13 protein-coding genes are annotated in these 14,460 nt (G+C 59.3%); 3 read left to right on the top strand and 10 right to left on the bottom strand.

Annotated features, from left to right (window positions below; translation table 11 throughout):
* Positions 1–42 precede the first annotated feature (42 nt).
* Complete coding sequence (locus tag QKD99_RS00285; RefSeq protein ID WP_347950407.1) at positions 43–438, top strand: VOC family protein; 396 nt, start codon at positions 43–45, stop codon at positions 436–438.
* A gap of 114 nt (positions 439–552) precedes the next feature.
* On the top strand, positions 553–1,251 hold the full coding sequence (locus tag QKD99_RS00280; protein ID WP_347950406.1) for a hypothetical protein: 699 nt from the start codon (positions 553–555) through the stop codon (positions 1,249–1,251).
* A gap of 96 nt (positions 1,252–1,347) precedes the next feature.
* On the opposite strand, the gene QKD99_RS00275 is transcribed toward QKD99_RS00280, so the two are convergent.
* The 4 genes from QKD99_RS00275 to QKD99_RS00260 all read right to left on the bottom strand — a co-directional run bounded on the left by QKD99_RS00275 (position 1,348) and on the right by QKD99_RS00260 (position 6,132).
* A complete protein-coding gene (locus QKD99_RS00275; RefSeq protein ID WP_284786944.1) occupies positions 1,348–3,594 on the bottom strand; it encodes a polyribonucleotide nucleotidyltransferase in 2,247 nt (748 codons plus the stop codon).
* Between the two features lie 143 nt (positions 3,595–3,737).
* Positions 3,738–4,007, bottom strand: a complete 270-nt coding sequence (rpsO, locus tag QKD99_RS00270) for a 30S ribosomal protein S15 (RefSeq protein ID WP_347950405.1) — start codon at positions 4,005–4,007, stop codon at positions 3,738–3,740.
* 169 nt (positions 4,008–4,176) lie between these two features.
* The gene (locus tag QKD99_RS00265; protein ID WP_347950404.1) at positions 4,177–5,109 is read right to left on the bottom strand and encodes a nucleoside hydrolase; all 933 of its coding nucleotides are present in this window, start codon (positions 5,107–5,109) and stop codon (positions 4,177–4,179) included.
* Positions 5,110–6,132 (bottom strand): bifunctional riboflavin kinase/FAD synthetase, encoded by a 1,023-nt coding sequence (locus QKD99_RS00260; protein WP_347950403.1) that lies wholly within the window; start codon positions 6,130–6,132, stop codon positions 5,110–5,112.
* Between the two features lie 23 nt (positions 6,133–6,155).
* Between QKD99_RS00260 and truB the strand changes: the two genes are divergently transcribed.
* Positions 6,156–7,049: a tRNA pseudouridine(55) synthase TruB gene (gene truB / locus QKD99_RS00255; protein ID WP_347950402.1), complete on the top strand. Its 894-nt coding sequence runs from the start codon at positions 6,156–6,158 to the stop codon at positions 7,047–7,049.
* Here the strand turns inward: truB and QKD99_RS00250 are convergent.
* The 6 genes from QKD99_RS00250 to infB form a co-directional block, all read right to left on the bottom strand.
* On the bottom strand, positions 7,046–7,720 hold the full coding sequence (locus QKD99_RS00250) for a 4'-phosphopantetheinyl transferase superfamily protein (protein ID WP_297552506.1): 675 nt from the start codon (positions 7,718–7,720) through the stop codon (positions 7,046–7,048). The genes truB and QKD99_RS00250 overlap by 4 nt on opposite strands.
* A complete protein-coding gene (locus QKD99_RS00245; RefSeq protein ID WP_347950401.1) occupies positions 7,717–8,529 on the bottom strand; it encodes a metallophosphoesterase in 813 nt (270 codons plus the stop codon). Before QKD99_RS00245 ends, QKD99_RS00250 begins: the two co-directional genes overlap by 4 nt.
* Positions 8,530–8,615: 86 nt before the next feature.
* The gene (locus QKD99_RS00240) at positions 8,616–9,956 is read right to left on the bottom strand and encodes an MATE family efflux transporter (RefSeq protein WP_347950400.1); all 1,341 of its coding nucleotides are present in this window, start codon (positions 9,954–9,956) and stop codon (positions 8,616–8,618) included.
* Positions 9,953–10,915, bottom strand: coding sequence for a bifunctional oligoribonuclease/PAP phosphatase NrnA (locus QKD99_RS00235; protein WP_347950399.1), 963 nt, complete (start codon positions 10,913–10,915; stop codon positions 9,953–9,955). Before QKD99_RS00235 ends, QKD99_RS00240 begins: the two co-directional genes overlap by 4 nt.
* Complete coding sequence (gene rbfA, locus QKD99_RS00230) at positions 10,916–11,359, bottom strand: 30S ribosome-binding factor RbfA (protein ID WP_239194447.1); 444 nt, start codon at positions 11,357–11,359, stop codon at positions 10,916–10,918.
* A 263-nt stretch (positions 11,360–11,622) separates the two neighbouring features.
* Positions 11,623–14,457: a translation initiation factor IF-2 gene (gene infB, locus QKD99_RS00225; RefSeq protein WP_269953074.1), complete on the bottom strand. Its 2,835-nt coding sequence runs from the start codon at positions 14,455–14,457 to the stop codon at positions 11,623–11,625.
* Positions 14,458–14,460: the final 3 nt, after the last annotated feature.

Below are 14,460 nucleotides of genomic sequence, written 5' to 3'. Positions count from 1 at the left end.
CTTGCCCCCTTCGACGATGCCCCTCATTCTCATTAGGATCACGTGCATGCAGATATATATATCGCTTCCCTTCCTGTAGACGACGTTGCCCGCGCTCACGATTTTTACGTCAATACCCTTGGCTTCCGAGTTAAGGATGACGTAACTCACGGCGATTTCCGGTGGCTTACCGTTACCAATGCTGAAGGTGAGGGAAATACCGAGCTGCTTCTGGAGCCGAAGGGCCATCCCGCCGCCAAAGACTACGCCGCAGCACTCAAGGCCGACGGTATTCCGGCCACGCAGTTCCTGTCCGCCGATGTTGAAACCGAATATAAGGAACTCAGTGACAAGGGCGTGAAGTTCACCATGGAGCCCACCAATGTTGGGCCGTCCATCATCGCTGTTTTTGATGACACCGTGGGCAACCTAATTCAGCTCGTCGAACTGAAGAAGTAGTCGCACCCCTCCCCCATCACACGGGTTAACAATTGCATCACTTCCTAATGCTTGTCCCATCTGCCCCAGTAGAATGGGTGTAACAACACGGTAAGCACCAAGGAAGTGATGAATATGTCTCCCTCAATTTTCTCTCGCACTATCGCCGTGGCCATCAGCGCAGGATGCGCGTTAGCAGTTGCCGCTTGTTCCGATGAAGACACTACGCAGGCAGGCACACCGGCATTTAGTGAGGTTCAGTCAACTACCGACACTGCTGAAGTTCAGACCACCTCCGCTACCCCTGCCACCACTTCTGCACCGCGCAGTAACTCAGCGGCGGATGCAGAAAAGCAGAAGCTCCCCCAAGACTCAGCCCCACTGGCATTCGCCGGTATGGGCACGGCCTCTCTCGAGGACCAACAGCACATGCCGGAGAGCCTCGGAAACCTCATCCCCACTGGTGTGCGAGTGGGGGCGCACGATGGGTTCACCCGCGTCGTCATTGACTTGGAGGGCGAAGGTGAACCGGGCTGGTTTACGTCCTATACCGATAGCCCTGCCCAACAGGCATCCGGCAAGCCGGTTGAGGTCCAAGGAAATACCTTCCTCAACCTCGGCATTGAGGGAACACCGTGGCCTTCTACCCCAGAGCTAAAAGAAAAGTACATGCAACCGGGCACTACCCCTGGTGCCGGGGTGGTCAGCGCAGTCAACTACACCACCACCTTTGAGGCGCAAACACAGCTCATTATTGGGCTAGAGAAGAAGACCGCTTACTCCGTGACGTATCTGAAGGACCCGTCCCGCGTGGTCATTGACTTCCAGAACTAAGGTTTAGCGGCGCCTCTAGATGGTGCACATCTACGAAGAAAGGCTCTGCCTTCCAGCGAGTGAACTGGAAGGCAGAGCCTTCTTTGGGTTTAGGGATTAGTCCTCAACCGGAACTAGGGAAATCTTGCCGCGGTTATCGATATCCGCGATTTCTACCTGAACCTTATCACCAACGTTGATGACATCTTCTACCTTCTCGATGCGCTCGTCGCCACCCAGGTTAGAAATGTGGATCAGACCATCGCGACCCGGGGTCAAGGAAACGAATGCGCCGAACGGAACGGTCTTCACCACGGTGCCCAGGAAGCGTTCTCCAACCTTCGGCAGCTGTGGGTTTGCAATGGAGTTCACCTTATCGATGGCAGCATCCGCAGCCTCACCGGTAGCAGCGGAAACGTAGACGGTTCCGTCATCCTCGATGGAGACATCGGCGCCGGTTTCCTCGGTAATCTGGTTGATGGTCTTGCCCTTTGGCCCGATAAGCTCACCGATCTTATTAACCGGGATCTTCACGGAGGTGATCTTCGGAGCAAGGCCAGACATCTCATCTGGGGTATCGATGACCTCAGCCATGGTTTCCAGGATGGTAGAGCGGGCATCGCGAGCCTGCTCCAGGGCCTGGGCCAGGACCTTAGACGGGATGCCATCCAACTTGGTGTCCAGCTGCAGGGCGGTGATGTACTCAGAGGTACCGGCGACCTTGAAGTCCATATCGCCAAAGGCATCCTCGGCACCGAGGATATCCGTCAGGGCGACGAACTTTTCCTTGCCATTTACCTCGCCAGAGACCAAGCCCATAGCGATGCCAGCTACCGGAGCCTTCAGCGGGACACCGGCATTGTAGAGGGACAAGGTGGAGGCACACACGGAGCCCATAGAGGTGGAGCCATTGGAGCCCAAGGCCTCAGAGACCTGACGGATGGCGTATGGGAAGTCCTCACGGGATGGGATGACCGGAAGCAGAGCGCGCTCGGCCAAAGCACCGTGGCCGATCTCGCGGCGCTTCGGGGAGCCCACGCGGCCAGTCTCGCCAGTGGAGAATGGCGGGAAGTTGTAGTGGTGCATGTAACGCTTGGATTCCACCGGGGTCAGGGAATCAATCTGCTGCTCCATCTTGAGCATGTCCAGGGTGGTAACACCCAGAATCTGGGTCTCACCGCGCTCGAACAGGGAAGAACCGTGGGCACGCGGAACCAGGTCCACCTCAACGGAGAGGTCGCGGATATCGGTAACGCCGCGGCCATCGATACGGAAGCCCTCGGAGAGGATTTTGTGGCGCACGATCTGCTTCATCAGGGCGTTATAAGCACCGCGGATCTGCTTGGAAGCATCGGCCTCATCCAAGTCCTCGAACTGGTCCAAGAGCTCTTCTTCGACCTGCTCCATGTATTCATTGGTGGCATCGTCGCGTTCCTGCTTGCCCGGGATGGTCAGCAGCTTCTCAAGCTTCTTTGCAGCAGCCTTTTCCACTGCAGCGAAGACATCGTCGCCGTATGCCGGGAAGAGTGGGAACTCCTGGGTTTCCTTGGCGGCACGCTCCGCCAGACCGTTCTGGGCCTCGCACAAGGTCTTAATGAATGGCTTTGCTGCCTCCAAGCCTTCAGCAACGGTTGCTTCCTGCGGTGCAGGAGCGCCGTCGGCAATGCGCTCAGCAACGTTGGTGCCGGCACCGGCCTCGACCATCATGATGGCTACGTCGTCCTTACGGCCCTTTTTGACAATGCGGCCGGCAACGACCATCTCAAAGAGAGCGCGCTCGTGCTGCTCGTGATTCGGGAAGGCCACCCACTGGCCTTCGGGGTGCTTATCATCAGCGATCAGTGCCATGCGGACACCGCCGACAGCGCCGGAAACGGGCAAGCCGGACAGCTGGGTGGCGGCGGAAGCGCCGTTGATGGCAACGACGTCGTAGTACTCTTCCGGATCCTGGGACATCACGGTGACAACGACCTGGACCTCGTTGCGCAGACCCTTGACAAAGGTTGGGCGCAGCGGGCGGTCGATAAGGCGGCATGCCAGGATGGCCTCAGAGGAAGGGCGGCCCTCACGGCGGAAGAAGGAGCCTGGAATCTTGCCGGCCGCGTACATGCGCTCTTCTACGTCCACAGTCAGCGGGAAGAAGTCGAATCCCTCGCGCGGCTGGTTGGACGCGGTGGTCGTGGCCAACAACATGGTGTCATCGTCTAAGTAGGTGGTCACGGAGCCGTCTGCCTGCCGGGCCAGCTGGCCGGTTTCAAAGCGCAGGGTGCGGGTACCAAAGTCACCATTGTCTAGCGTGGCAATGGCCTCGGTAATGCCAAAGTCCTCGTCAATATTGAACTCGACGGAGTTCTGAACGCTCATTAAAAAATGTCTCCTTGAGTGGTTTAGGCGATCGTCGATGCCGCCTGGTCGATTTTGTCTATGACAACGGTGTCAAATTCTAACAGAAAAACCACAAAAGCCCCGCCAAAGGGCGGGGCGAGGTGGCCGAAGCTGGGCCGAAATTAACGGCGCAGACCCAGGCGAGAGATCAGATCACGGTAGCGATCGACGTTGTTCTCAGCCAGGTACTTCAGCAAGCCACGACGACGACCAACCATCAGCAGCAGACCACGACGGGAGTGGTGATCGTGCTTGTGGAACTTCAGGTGCTCGGTCAAAGTATTGATGCGGGAGGTCAGCAGGGCAACCTGTGCCTCAGGGGAACCGGTATCGGTTTCGTGCAGGCCGTACTCCTTGAGGATTTCGGCCTTCTTCTCAGCGGTCAATGCCATGAGTATTTCTCCTTTATTTCAGTCCACATTATCGTGACGCATAAGCCTGCGCTGCGCGCGTGACTTGTGCGTGCCGCAACTGCTGTGAACCGCAGTCGCTAAGCCAAAGAAACACCTTACAGCGCTCAGGCAGAGAAAATCAAAACCACATGGCTTCTAGGCTGTGCTTTTAAAGCTCGCTGAAGAGCGTCTCAAGGCGTTCGACAAACTCTCGCACAAAACGCTCACTATCCACACCCACAGCTACCCGGGCGGTGGGTGGCGCATCCAATCGCTTTTCATCCGCGATTGTCCGCCCACGGGTAGGGCCGGTGGTGTCAGTCTTGAGGTTTATCGAAAGGACGTCGACAAGCGAGGCATCTGCGGCCACCGCAACGGCCAATGGATCGTGCAGGCCGCACCCGCCCAAGTGCGGCGATGTGGTGGCGTAAGCACGAATGTAATAGTTCACCATATCCGCAAAAATGCGGCCGGCGCGGGTTCCGGTAGCGCGCCAACGCGCAGACTCCGCCGTGGTCAAAAGCGTGCGCAAGGTGACGTCCAAGCCCACCATGGTGGTATCACTTGTGTGGCGGAACAGGTAATCGGTAGCTTCCGGATCCTGGGAGATATTGGCCTCAGACCACGGCGTGACGTTGCCCGGAACGGTGAGAGCCCCGCCCATCATCACCAGGTGTGCGGCCGTGGCAAAGGAAGGGTCCTGCTGCATGGCGGCAGCAATCGTGGTGGACGGGCCGGTCGGAATGATTACTAGATCATCGCCGTGCTCGTGCACAGCCTCGATGAGGAACTCGACCGCTGGTTGGGACTGCGCCTGGGTCGTTGCCGGCGGAAGCAGGACCTCCCCCACGCCGTTGTGGCCGTGGATAAAAGAAGAAATCTCGCTTGGTCGAAAACCATCCGGGCTAGGTCCGGCAAAAACTGGAATATCGTCTTGGCCCAGCAGCTCTAGAAGGGCCAGTGTATTGCGCACGGCTAAGGGCACGGTCACGTTACCGTACGTGCAGGTCACGCCGATTAAGTCCAGGTCCTTATGGGCGATGGCATACGCCAGCGCAAGGGCATCATCAATGCCGGTATCAAGATCGAGAATCGCCTTCATTTATTTCTCCCGCAGGAAGTAGTCTTTCGCGGTCCAGCCCTGCGCCTTCGCTTCGGCAGCGAGCACCTGGCGGGCCTTGGCTACGTCATTGGCCATCGCTTCTAGCAGCTCGTCTACGGAATTGAACTTCACCATATCGCGAATGTGGCCTACGAAATGCACCGTGGCTTCGTAGCCATACAGGTCCGCATCGCGGTCGAGCACGAAGGACTCAATGGAGCGCTCCTCATCGCCGAAGGTGGGGTTGGTACCTACGGAAATAGCGGCCGCATAGGCCACGCCAGGGCGCATATCCCCCTCGATAGAGGAGTCAGAGTGGACGATGAACCAGCCCGCGTACACACCATCGGCCGGGATGGCCACTGTATCCGGGAAATACTGATTGGCCGTGGGGAATCCGAGCTCCTTGCCACCACGTCCTGCGCCGCGCACTACGGGGCCGGTCACGGTGAAATGGCGGCCGAGAGCCCAGTTTGCGGATTCGATGTTCCCCTGCGCAAGGCACTCACGAATGTGGGTGGAGCAAATGCGCACGCCCTCATCATCCAGCAGTGGGACGATGTCCACACTAAAGCCGAACTCGGCACCAAAGTCCTGCATAGCCTGGGCGGTTCCGGTCGCGCCGGCGCCAAAGGTAAAGTTCTCGCCTACCACGATGTGCTGGGCTGCGAGCTTTCCTACCAATAAATCCTCTACGTAGGGTCGCGGCTCCACCCCAGCAAGGTCTCGGGTGAAGTCAATAACAAGCACGGCTGCGATGCCCATTTCTTCGGCCAATTCCAGTCGGCGTTCAAAGCTCAGCACCGCCACGGGCGCACGTTCCGGGAGAAATACCGACACCGGGTGCGGGTCAAAGGTCACCATGACAGGACGCTCACCATGAGCGCGCGCATGTTCCACGCAGGCGGAGATGAGCTGCTGATGGCCGCGGTGCAGGCCGTCAAAGACACCGATGGTTACTGACGTTGGGCCCACTTCCGCGGGGATGTCATCGATTCCGTACCAAATATCCACGCAGACCATCGTAGAGCATAGACTTAGAGGCTATGACTGATGCGCTCGCAAACTCCGGACTCGTCATCGTAGACAAACCCGCCGGCATGACCTCCCACGATGTTGTCGGCCGCCTACGCAGGTACTTTCACACAAAGAAGGTAGGCCACGCCGGCACCCTCGACCCCATGGCTACCGGCGTGCTTGTCCTTGGTGTGGAGCGTGGCACCAAGTTCTTGGCCCACATGGTTGCCTCCACTAAGTCCTATGACGCCACCATTCGCCTCGGCGCCGCCACCACAACCGATGACGCCGAGGGGGAATACGCTTGGGGCGCTAGCGCTGCGGCCATTGACCGCGCCGCAATCGAGGCAGAGATTGCCAAGCTCACCGGCGATATTATGCAAAAGCCCGCGGCCGTTTCCGCTATTAAAATTAACGGCCGCCGCGCCCATGAGCTGGTGCGGGAGGGCCAGGAGGTAGACATTCCCGCCCGCCCAGTAACGGTAGATAAGTTTGACGTCCTGGCCGAGCGCCGCGAGGGCGACTACATCGATCTAGACGTCACGGTGGACTGTTCTTCCGGCACCTATATCCGCTCTCTGGCCCGCGATCTGGGCGAGGCCCTGCAGGTGGGCGGGCACCTGACCGCCTTGCGTCGCACTGAGGTGGGCCCTTTTGCACTTGCCGACGCCCTCTCGCTCGACGCCCTTGCCGAATCCCCTCGCCTGTCCCTCAGCTTGGATGAGGCCTTGGCTCGCTGCTTCCCCGTCCTTTCCGTCACAGAGGAGGAGGCAGCCGCCCTCGCCATGGGCAAATGGCTAGAGCCCCGCGGGCTCAAGGGCGTCCACGCTGCTGTGGCCCCTAATGGCCAAGCCGTGGCGCTCATTAAAGAAAAAGGCAAGCGCCTGGCCACCGTATTTGTGGCACGGCCTTCTACCCTTTAGTGGCTAAAGTCTAAAGCCGGAACCGAGGTGGAGACGATGACGTAGCCGTCTCGAATTACCCAGCGCCCGGTGATAAAAGGCACCGGTGTGGGCCTAGCCAAAATATAGGAAATAAGCGTGCCATCTTCGCGCAGGTCGATTTCTGCTTGGTCAAAGTCCAACCAGCGGAAGGTCATAGGAAACCACGACTTATACGTGGCCTCCTTGGCACAAAAAAGCAATCGGTCCGGGCAGGTAATCCCTGCCTCACGCAGCCGCAAAAGCTGCGGCATCTCCCCTGCCCGGGCGATCATGGTGAGCACATGATCCGGCAGCGGTTCGGCGGGTTCTGCATCCAGGCCTACGGATTTTAAGGCTGAGGTAGGGGCAACCACTGCAGCCCGCATGCCCTCGGTATGCGTCATCGAGCCGACAAAACCTTCTGGCCACAGCGGCATGCCGCGCTCACCGCGCAAAATCGGCGTCGCCGGATTGGCGCCTAATTCCTGCAAGGCTCGGTGCGCACACCACCGAGCATCTCCGAACTCGGCCTTGCGCACATCAACTGCCTGGGAAACGAGAGACTTTTCTTCAGCCGCGAGGCCTTCAAAATTAGCCAAATCCGCGTAACCCGAATCCGTGCGCACGTAGCAATAGCGCGCACTTTCAGGAAATAGATCCGGATACATCATCGTGCCTCCTCCCCTTCAAAAGATCGCAGTACCGGATACGGCCACGCCTGGGTGCTGTCGCGCCCCTGCCATTCGCGTGGATACCCCAATGACGTCTCGATGTGGTCAACGCCGTCCACATTCATGCGAGACGGCATATGCAGGTGCCCATAAATGACGGACTCTGCGTTGTAGCGCCGCGGCCACGACCGCGTATGCCGTGTTCCGCACCATAAGGCAATTTCAGGAAAGCGCAATAACATTGTCGGCTCTTGGACCAACGGCCAATGGTTAACCAACACGGTAGGACCATGTACACGGGAAAGGCGCTTGATGGAATAAGCCAACCTATCCCAACACCACGCCCGCACGTCTACGAAGGGGGCGATAGCGAACTCATCGGTCATCATGAGTTGTTTCGCGCGCGCCGCGTCAATGGCTTCGTCCACGCTAAGGCCATGCGGACGGAAACTGTAATCATACAAAGTAAATAGCGGAACGATGGTAGTTCCGTGAAATACCGGATACGGGTCTTCTGGAGTAATAACTCCAATCTCCCTGCACCTTTCCACTAAGTGCGCATACTTTTCTCGGCCTTGATGCCGGTCCTGGGAACGGGAGAATAGCTCATGGTTGCCCGGCACCCAGATGACCCTGGCATAGCGATCATTGAGCTGGCGCAAAATACGAATAATGAGTTCGGTACGCTCTGCAACGTCCCCGGCCACGATGAGCCAATCCGCGGGATCGGGCGGAGTAAGCTGATCAATGCGCTCGCTATTGGCGCTGACCGCTCCATGCAGGTCAGAAACCGCCCACACTGTTGGCATAGGTTTCTCACCTGCCTTCCTAGAATCTGCGCGCTGCACGGAGCCGCACACCGCGCGAGAGTATCAACACGCCCACTTTAGCGCAGCTAGCGCTCCTGTACTACGGCCCATTTCATCGATCGGAACCGGTAGACCACACCCACCATACGGAAAGCAATGAAGGCGGCGAGACCACACCACACGCCGGTTAAGCCTGTACCCATAAAGTGCGCCAAGATTACACCCGGCAAAAATCCCACTAGGACCGAAGAAATGGTCAGCGTACGCAGGAAGGCAGCATCGCCGGCCCCCAGCAAGACACCATCGAAGGCGAAGACCACGCCGCCGCCGATAACCATGGCTACCAGGATCCACCACGGCTTAGAGATGGCATCGAGCACCTCCGGAGCGGAGGTAAAAATGCGCGGAATAATCCCTGCACCAGCAGCAAATACGGCAGCCAAGAGGCCAGAGAAAATCGTAGAGTACAACGCCACCTTGCTGCCCACACTGCGTGCGTGCCGCGCAGAGCCAGCACCTAGTGCAGCACCAGTCAATGATTGCGCGGCAATGGCCAACGAATCCAAGATAAGGGACATGAAGTTCCACAGCTGCATCATGATCTGGTGACCGGCCAAAGAAGCGGTACCAACGCGGGAAACCACAGCCGTGGCAGTAAGAAAGGCCACCTGGAAGCTAGCCGAACGCAAAATAAGATCGCGGCCTAAGATGAGCTGTTCGCGTACCACATGCCACTGAAATTGCCAGGAGCCGGTATGTTCCTTATGCAATTCGCGGACAAATAGCGCTGCAATAATGCTCATGCCCAAAACCGTGGCAATGGCCGAGCCTGCCAGCCCCCAGAAATGGACGAAGATGGGCACCGCAATAGCGCCGGGAATCATGCCAGACAAAGTGAAGTACAGCGGCTTCTTCGTATCTTGGACGCCGCGCATCCAGCCGTTTCCGGCCATCTCCACCAAAGTAACGGGAATAGCCAGAGCTGCGATGCGCAGCCACAAGGCCGTACCGGCGGCCGTGGTGGGATCACCGGTTAAGGCGCGGGCAAATACGCCGCCGAAAATCCACATGATCACGGCGAGCAGCGCGCCTACACCTAGGGCCACATAGGTGGCTTGCACGCCTTCAGCAACCGCAGCTTCGCGCTTTCCGGAGCCAAAGAGACGGGCAGAGCGAGCGGTCGTGCCGTAGGACAAGAAAGTCAACTGCGTCGTCACCACGGAGTGAATTGTGGTGGCTGCAGCCAGCGAGGCGAGCTCTTGGGCGCCAAGGCGTCCGACTACCGCGGTATCCAGCAAGAGGTAGAGCGGCATGGCCGCAAGTACGCCAAGCGCGGGAAACGCGAGGCCAAAGACCTCGCGTGCGGTTACCGTGCCAGCGGTGGAGCGATCCTGAGCGTTCATTCCATCCGTCTGCCTATTTCTCATTGGATAGCGGCCACCAATTCCTTAATAATCTTTTCCGGAGCCCCATGGGCGGTATAGCCCGCGGCCGGTACATGTCCGCCGCCCCCGAAGGTAAGCGCTACCGAAGAACAATCAATGCGAGAAGAACGCAAAGAAACCGCCCAAACCTCCGGAGCTTGTTCCTTAAACACCACGCCGACGGTGGTTCCTTCAAGCGCGCGAACGAACTCCACTAGTGATTCGACAGCCGAATCGGAGTGTCCCTGGATATCTTCCAGCCGCGCGACGAGAATGCCTAGGGTGTGCTCCCCTGCATCTTCGAGGCGCAAACCGGCCAATACCCTACCGATCATCTGAAGATCGTCCGGCGTGGTGGAATCTAAAAGGTCAGCTGCGATCTGCTTGGTATCCAGATCGTAGTGCATGAGGCGGGTGGCAATATCGTGCATAGCCGGCCTGCCCCAGCGGAAGCTGCCAGTATCGGTCATCAAACCGGCATATAAGCAGTGCGCAATATGCCGGTCAATCTGAATCTCCAGTGAATCCAGGATTCTCAGCAACACCACGGTGGTGGATTCACATTCAGTGTCCACCACATTGATGGCACCAAACCCTGGATTAGAAGAATGGTGGTCAATGCACAGAACTCGGCCCTGCTGGGCTAGCTGCTCAATCCGGTCCGCAAAAAAGCCCGTCCGGTCCAAAGAACCACAATCAACGGTGACATAGAGGTCATAGCCTTCCGGCAGCTCACGACTAGTGGTGACGTCGTCGGCGGCAGGAATGGTGTAAAGATTACGGGAAATCTCCCGCTCCTGGCCCACAACGGCACACACGTCTTTGCCCCGTTGGCGCAGCGCGAGCAGCAACGCCGCAGCAGAGCCGATGGCATCGGCATCCGGCCGCAGGTGCGTCACAATGCAGATGCTATGAGCATCATGCAAAGCGGCAACTGCCGGCTGGTATTGCTTCTTAGTCACTTAAGCCTCGTCTTCATCGGAGGTCTTATACGGGTTCGCATCCCCTGCCGGCTGAGCGTTTTCCTTCAGCTTTGCTAGTTCTTCATCGCGGGCGCGAGCACGGGCCAGAAGCTCTTCCATATGAGCAGAGGCCTCCGGAACGGTATCGACCTCGAAGGTTAGCGTCGGGGTAAACCGCACCGAGAGTTGATCGCCCACAATCTTGCGCAGCTGACCTTTAGCGCGCTTGAGGGCTTCTTCTGCTTGGGCGAAGTCCGGCTCGGAGTCGATGTCTTTTCCGCGCACGGTATAAAAAACGGTGGCATCGTGTAGGTCGCCCGTGACTCGAGTATCCGTAATGGTCACCAGCTCGAGGCGGCGATCCTTAATCTGGCGTTCGATGGCGCTTGCCACGATTTCCTGAATGCGCTTGGCCATGCGCGCTGCGCGTGCGTGATCGACCATGTGAACCTCCCAGCTCAAAAAGAATCTATCTCTAAAATTACCGCCAACCGGTAGAAGAAACCACCAGTTTAGTGCCGAATCGCGGACAATGAAAACCCGTCGCGGCAGCGCCTGTAGGCAGCGGTACCCACGGCGCCCTCGACTCACAGACGCAGGAATAGGACAAGGCCCGCTTCCCATCTCCCCGGGCCTTCCCTACTGTGTGCTGGCAGCACATGCAGTGGGGACGGCGGGAGCGGAAGCGGGCCTTGAGACGGCGACTCTTAGTCGCGCGGAACCTCGACCTCTTCGTAGGCCTGGATGATGTCGCCTACCTGGATATCCGGGTAAGAGAGCACCATACCGCACTCGTAGCCGGCCTTGATCTCGGTTGCGTCGTCCTTTTCGTGACGCAGGGACTCAATCTTGGCATCGGCAGTGATGACGTTGTTATCGCGCAGCAGGCGAACCTTGCCGTTGCGGACAACCTTGCCCTCGGTGACCATGCAGCCGGCGATGGTACCCACCGCGGAGGACTTGAACAGGGCGCGGATTTCGGCCGCACCGGTGTCGCGTTCCTCGTAAATCGGCTTGAGCATGCCCTTGAGCGCAGCCTCGACCTCTTCGATGGCCTTGTAGATGATCGTGTAGTAGCGAATATCCACGCCCTCTTGGGTGGCCATCTCCGTCGCCTTGCCTTCCGCACGGGTGTTGAAGGCAATAATGACGGCGTCGGAAGCCGCTGCGAGAGATACGTTGGTCTCGGTCACAGCACCGACACCACGGTCGATGATGTTGAGTTCAACTTCGTCCTCGGTCTTGATATCCAGCAGGGCATCTTCCAGTGCCTCGACGGAACCGGCGTTGTCGCCCTTGAGGATGAGGTTGAGGGTCGAAGTCTCCTGCAATACCTTGTCCAGATCCTCCAGGGAGACGCGCTTGCGCTGCTTGGCCTGCAGGGCAGAGCGCTTGCGAGCATCACGCTGGTTAGCAATCTGGCGGGCAACGCGGTCGTCTTCCACCACGAGCAGGTTATCGCCTGCACCCGGCACACCGGACAGACCCTGGACCTGCACCGGACGGGATGGGCCAGCCTCTTCGACATCTTCGCCAAACTCATCGAGCATGCGGCGGACACGACCGTGCGCATCACCGACGACGATGGAGTCACCCACGTGCAAGGTACCGCGCTGAATGATGACCGTTGCCACCGGACCACGGCCGCGATCCAGGTGCGACTCAATGGCCACGCCCTGTGCGTCCATGTCTGGGTTAGCGGTCAGCTCCAAGGCGGCATCCGCGGTCAAGATGACCGACTCAAGCAACTGGTCAATGTTCTTGCCCTGCTTCGCGGAAATATCCACGAACATGGTGTCACCGCCGTACTCTTCCGGAACTAGGCCGTACTCGGTGAGCTGGCCACGGATCTTATCCGGCTGAGCTTCCGGCTTATCCACCTTGTTCACAGCCACGACGACCGGAATATCGGCAGCCTTGGCGTGGTTGATGGCCTCCACGGTCTGTGGCATGACGCCGTCATCGGCGGCAACCACGAGGATGGCCAAGTCGGTGGACTTAGCACCACGTGCACGCATAGCGGTAAAGGCCTCGTGGCCCGGGGTATCCAGGAAGGTGATGGTGCGCTCGCCGTCCACGTCCACCGTGGTTTGGTAGGCACCAATGCCCTGGGTGATGCCGCCTTCCTCGCGGGCGCCCTCGTTGGTCTTACGGATGGCATCCAACAGCCGGGTCTTACCGTGGTCGACGTGACCCATAACGGAGACGACTGGAGGACGATTCTCCAGTGCTTCCTCGCCGCCTTCGTCCTCGCCGAACTTCAGGTCGAAGGACTCGAGCAGCTCGCGGTCCTCGTCCTCAGGGGAGACGACCTCAACGTTGTAGTTGATCTCGGAGCCAAGCAGCTGCAGCGTATCTTCCGATACGGAAGCGGTTGCCGTCACCATTTCACCGAGGTTGAACAGTGCCTGCACCAGTGCTGCTGGATCCGCGCCGATCTTCTCGGCGAAGTCAGACAGGGATGCGCCACGACGCAGGCGGACGGTCTGGCCCTTGCCATCTGGCAAGCGCACGCCGCCTACGACATGCTTTTGCTGCTCCTCGTACTCATGGCGCTTCTGACGCTTGGACTTCTTGCCCTTACGTGGAGCGCCACCTGGACGGCCGAATGCACCCGCGGTGCCGCCGCGGCGTCCGCCGCGTCCGCCTCCGCGGAAACCGCCTGGACGGCCACCACCTGGGCCACCGTGACCCGGACCGCCGCGACCGCCGCGACCGCGACCACCACGTCCACCGCCGCTCGGTGCCTTAGACGGCATCGACGCAGGGTTCGGGTGGGACGGCATCATGGCCGGGGATGGACGACGACCGCCGCCACCCTGGTTATTGCCACCCTGGCGGTTATTTCCGCCCTCGTTCTGGCCACCGCGCTTACCGCGGTTATCGCCTGGCTTATTGCCGCCACGCTGACCCTTGGAACCGCCTGGGCGGGGGCCCGGACGGTTGTCGCCGCCACCCGTGGAGAACGGGTTATTGGCTACGCGACGGGAACCGCCTGGCTTCGGCATTGGACGAGGCATGGAATTGCCTGGGGTCGGGCGCTCGCCCGACTTCTTGCCGCCAGCCTGGTCTGGCTTCGGTGCGCCCTGGCCAGGCTTCGGTGCAGCAGGCTTAGCACCAGGCTTCGGGGCCTGAGCACCTGGCTTCGGGGCAGCTGGCTTTGCGCCGGGCTTAGCAGCAGCACCCTGTCCCGGCTTCGGTGCGCCCTGGCCAGGCTTCGGTGCAGCGGCCTTCGCGCCTGGCTTTGGCGCCTCTGCGCCCGGCTTGGGGGCAGCGGGCTTCGCACCCGGCTTAGGGGCGCTCGCCTTTGCGGTGCTCTTAGCGGCACCCTTGGCAGGCTTATTGTCTTGCTTCTTTTCGGCGGCGTCATCGCCGCCGGACTGTGCTTCATAATGAGCTCGCATCTTCTTAACCACCGGCGGTTCGATGGTGGAAGAAGCAGTCTTTACAAACTCACCCTGTTCTTTCAGGGTGGCGAGCAGTTCCTTGCTGGTTACTCCGAGCTGCTTTGCGAGCTCGTGAACACGTAGCTTTCCGGGCACTTG

This window comes from Corynebacterium sp. c3Ub_189 (assembly GCF_039907195.1).
In the GTDB taxonomy this organism is placed as follows: domain Bacteria; phylum Actinomycetota; class Actinomycetes; order Mycobacteriales; family Mycobacteriaceae; genus Corynebacterium.
Note: the sequence above shows the minus strand (reverse complement) of the source record. Positions and strands in the feature narration are given on the sequence as shown.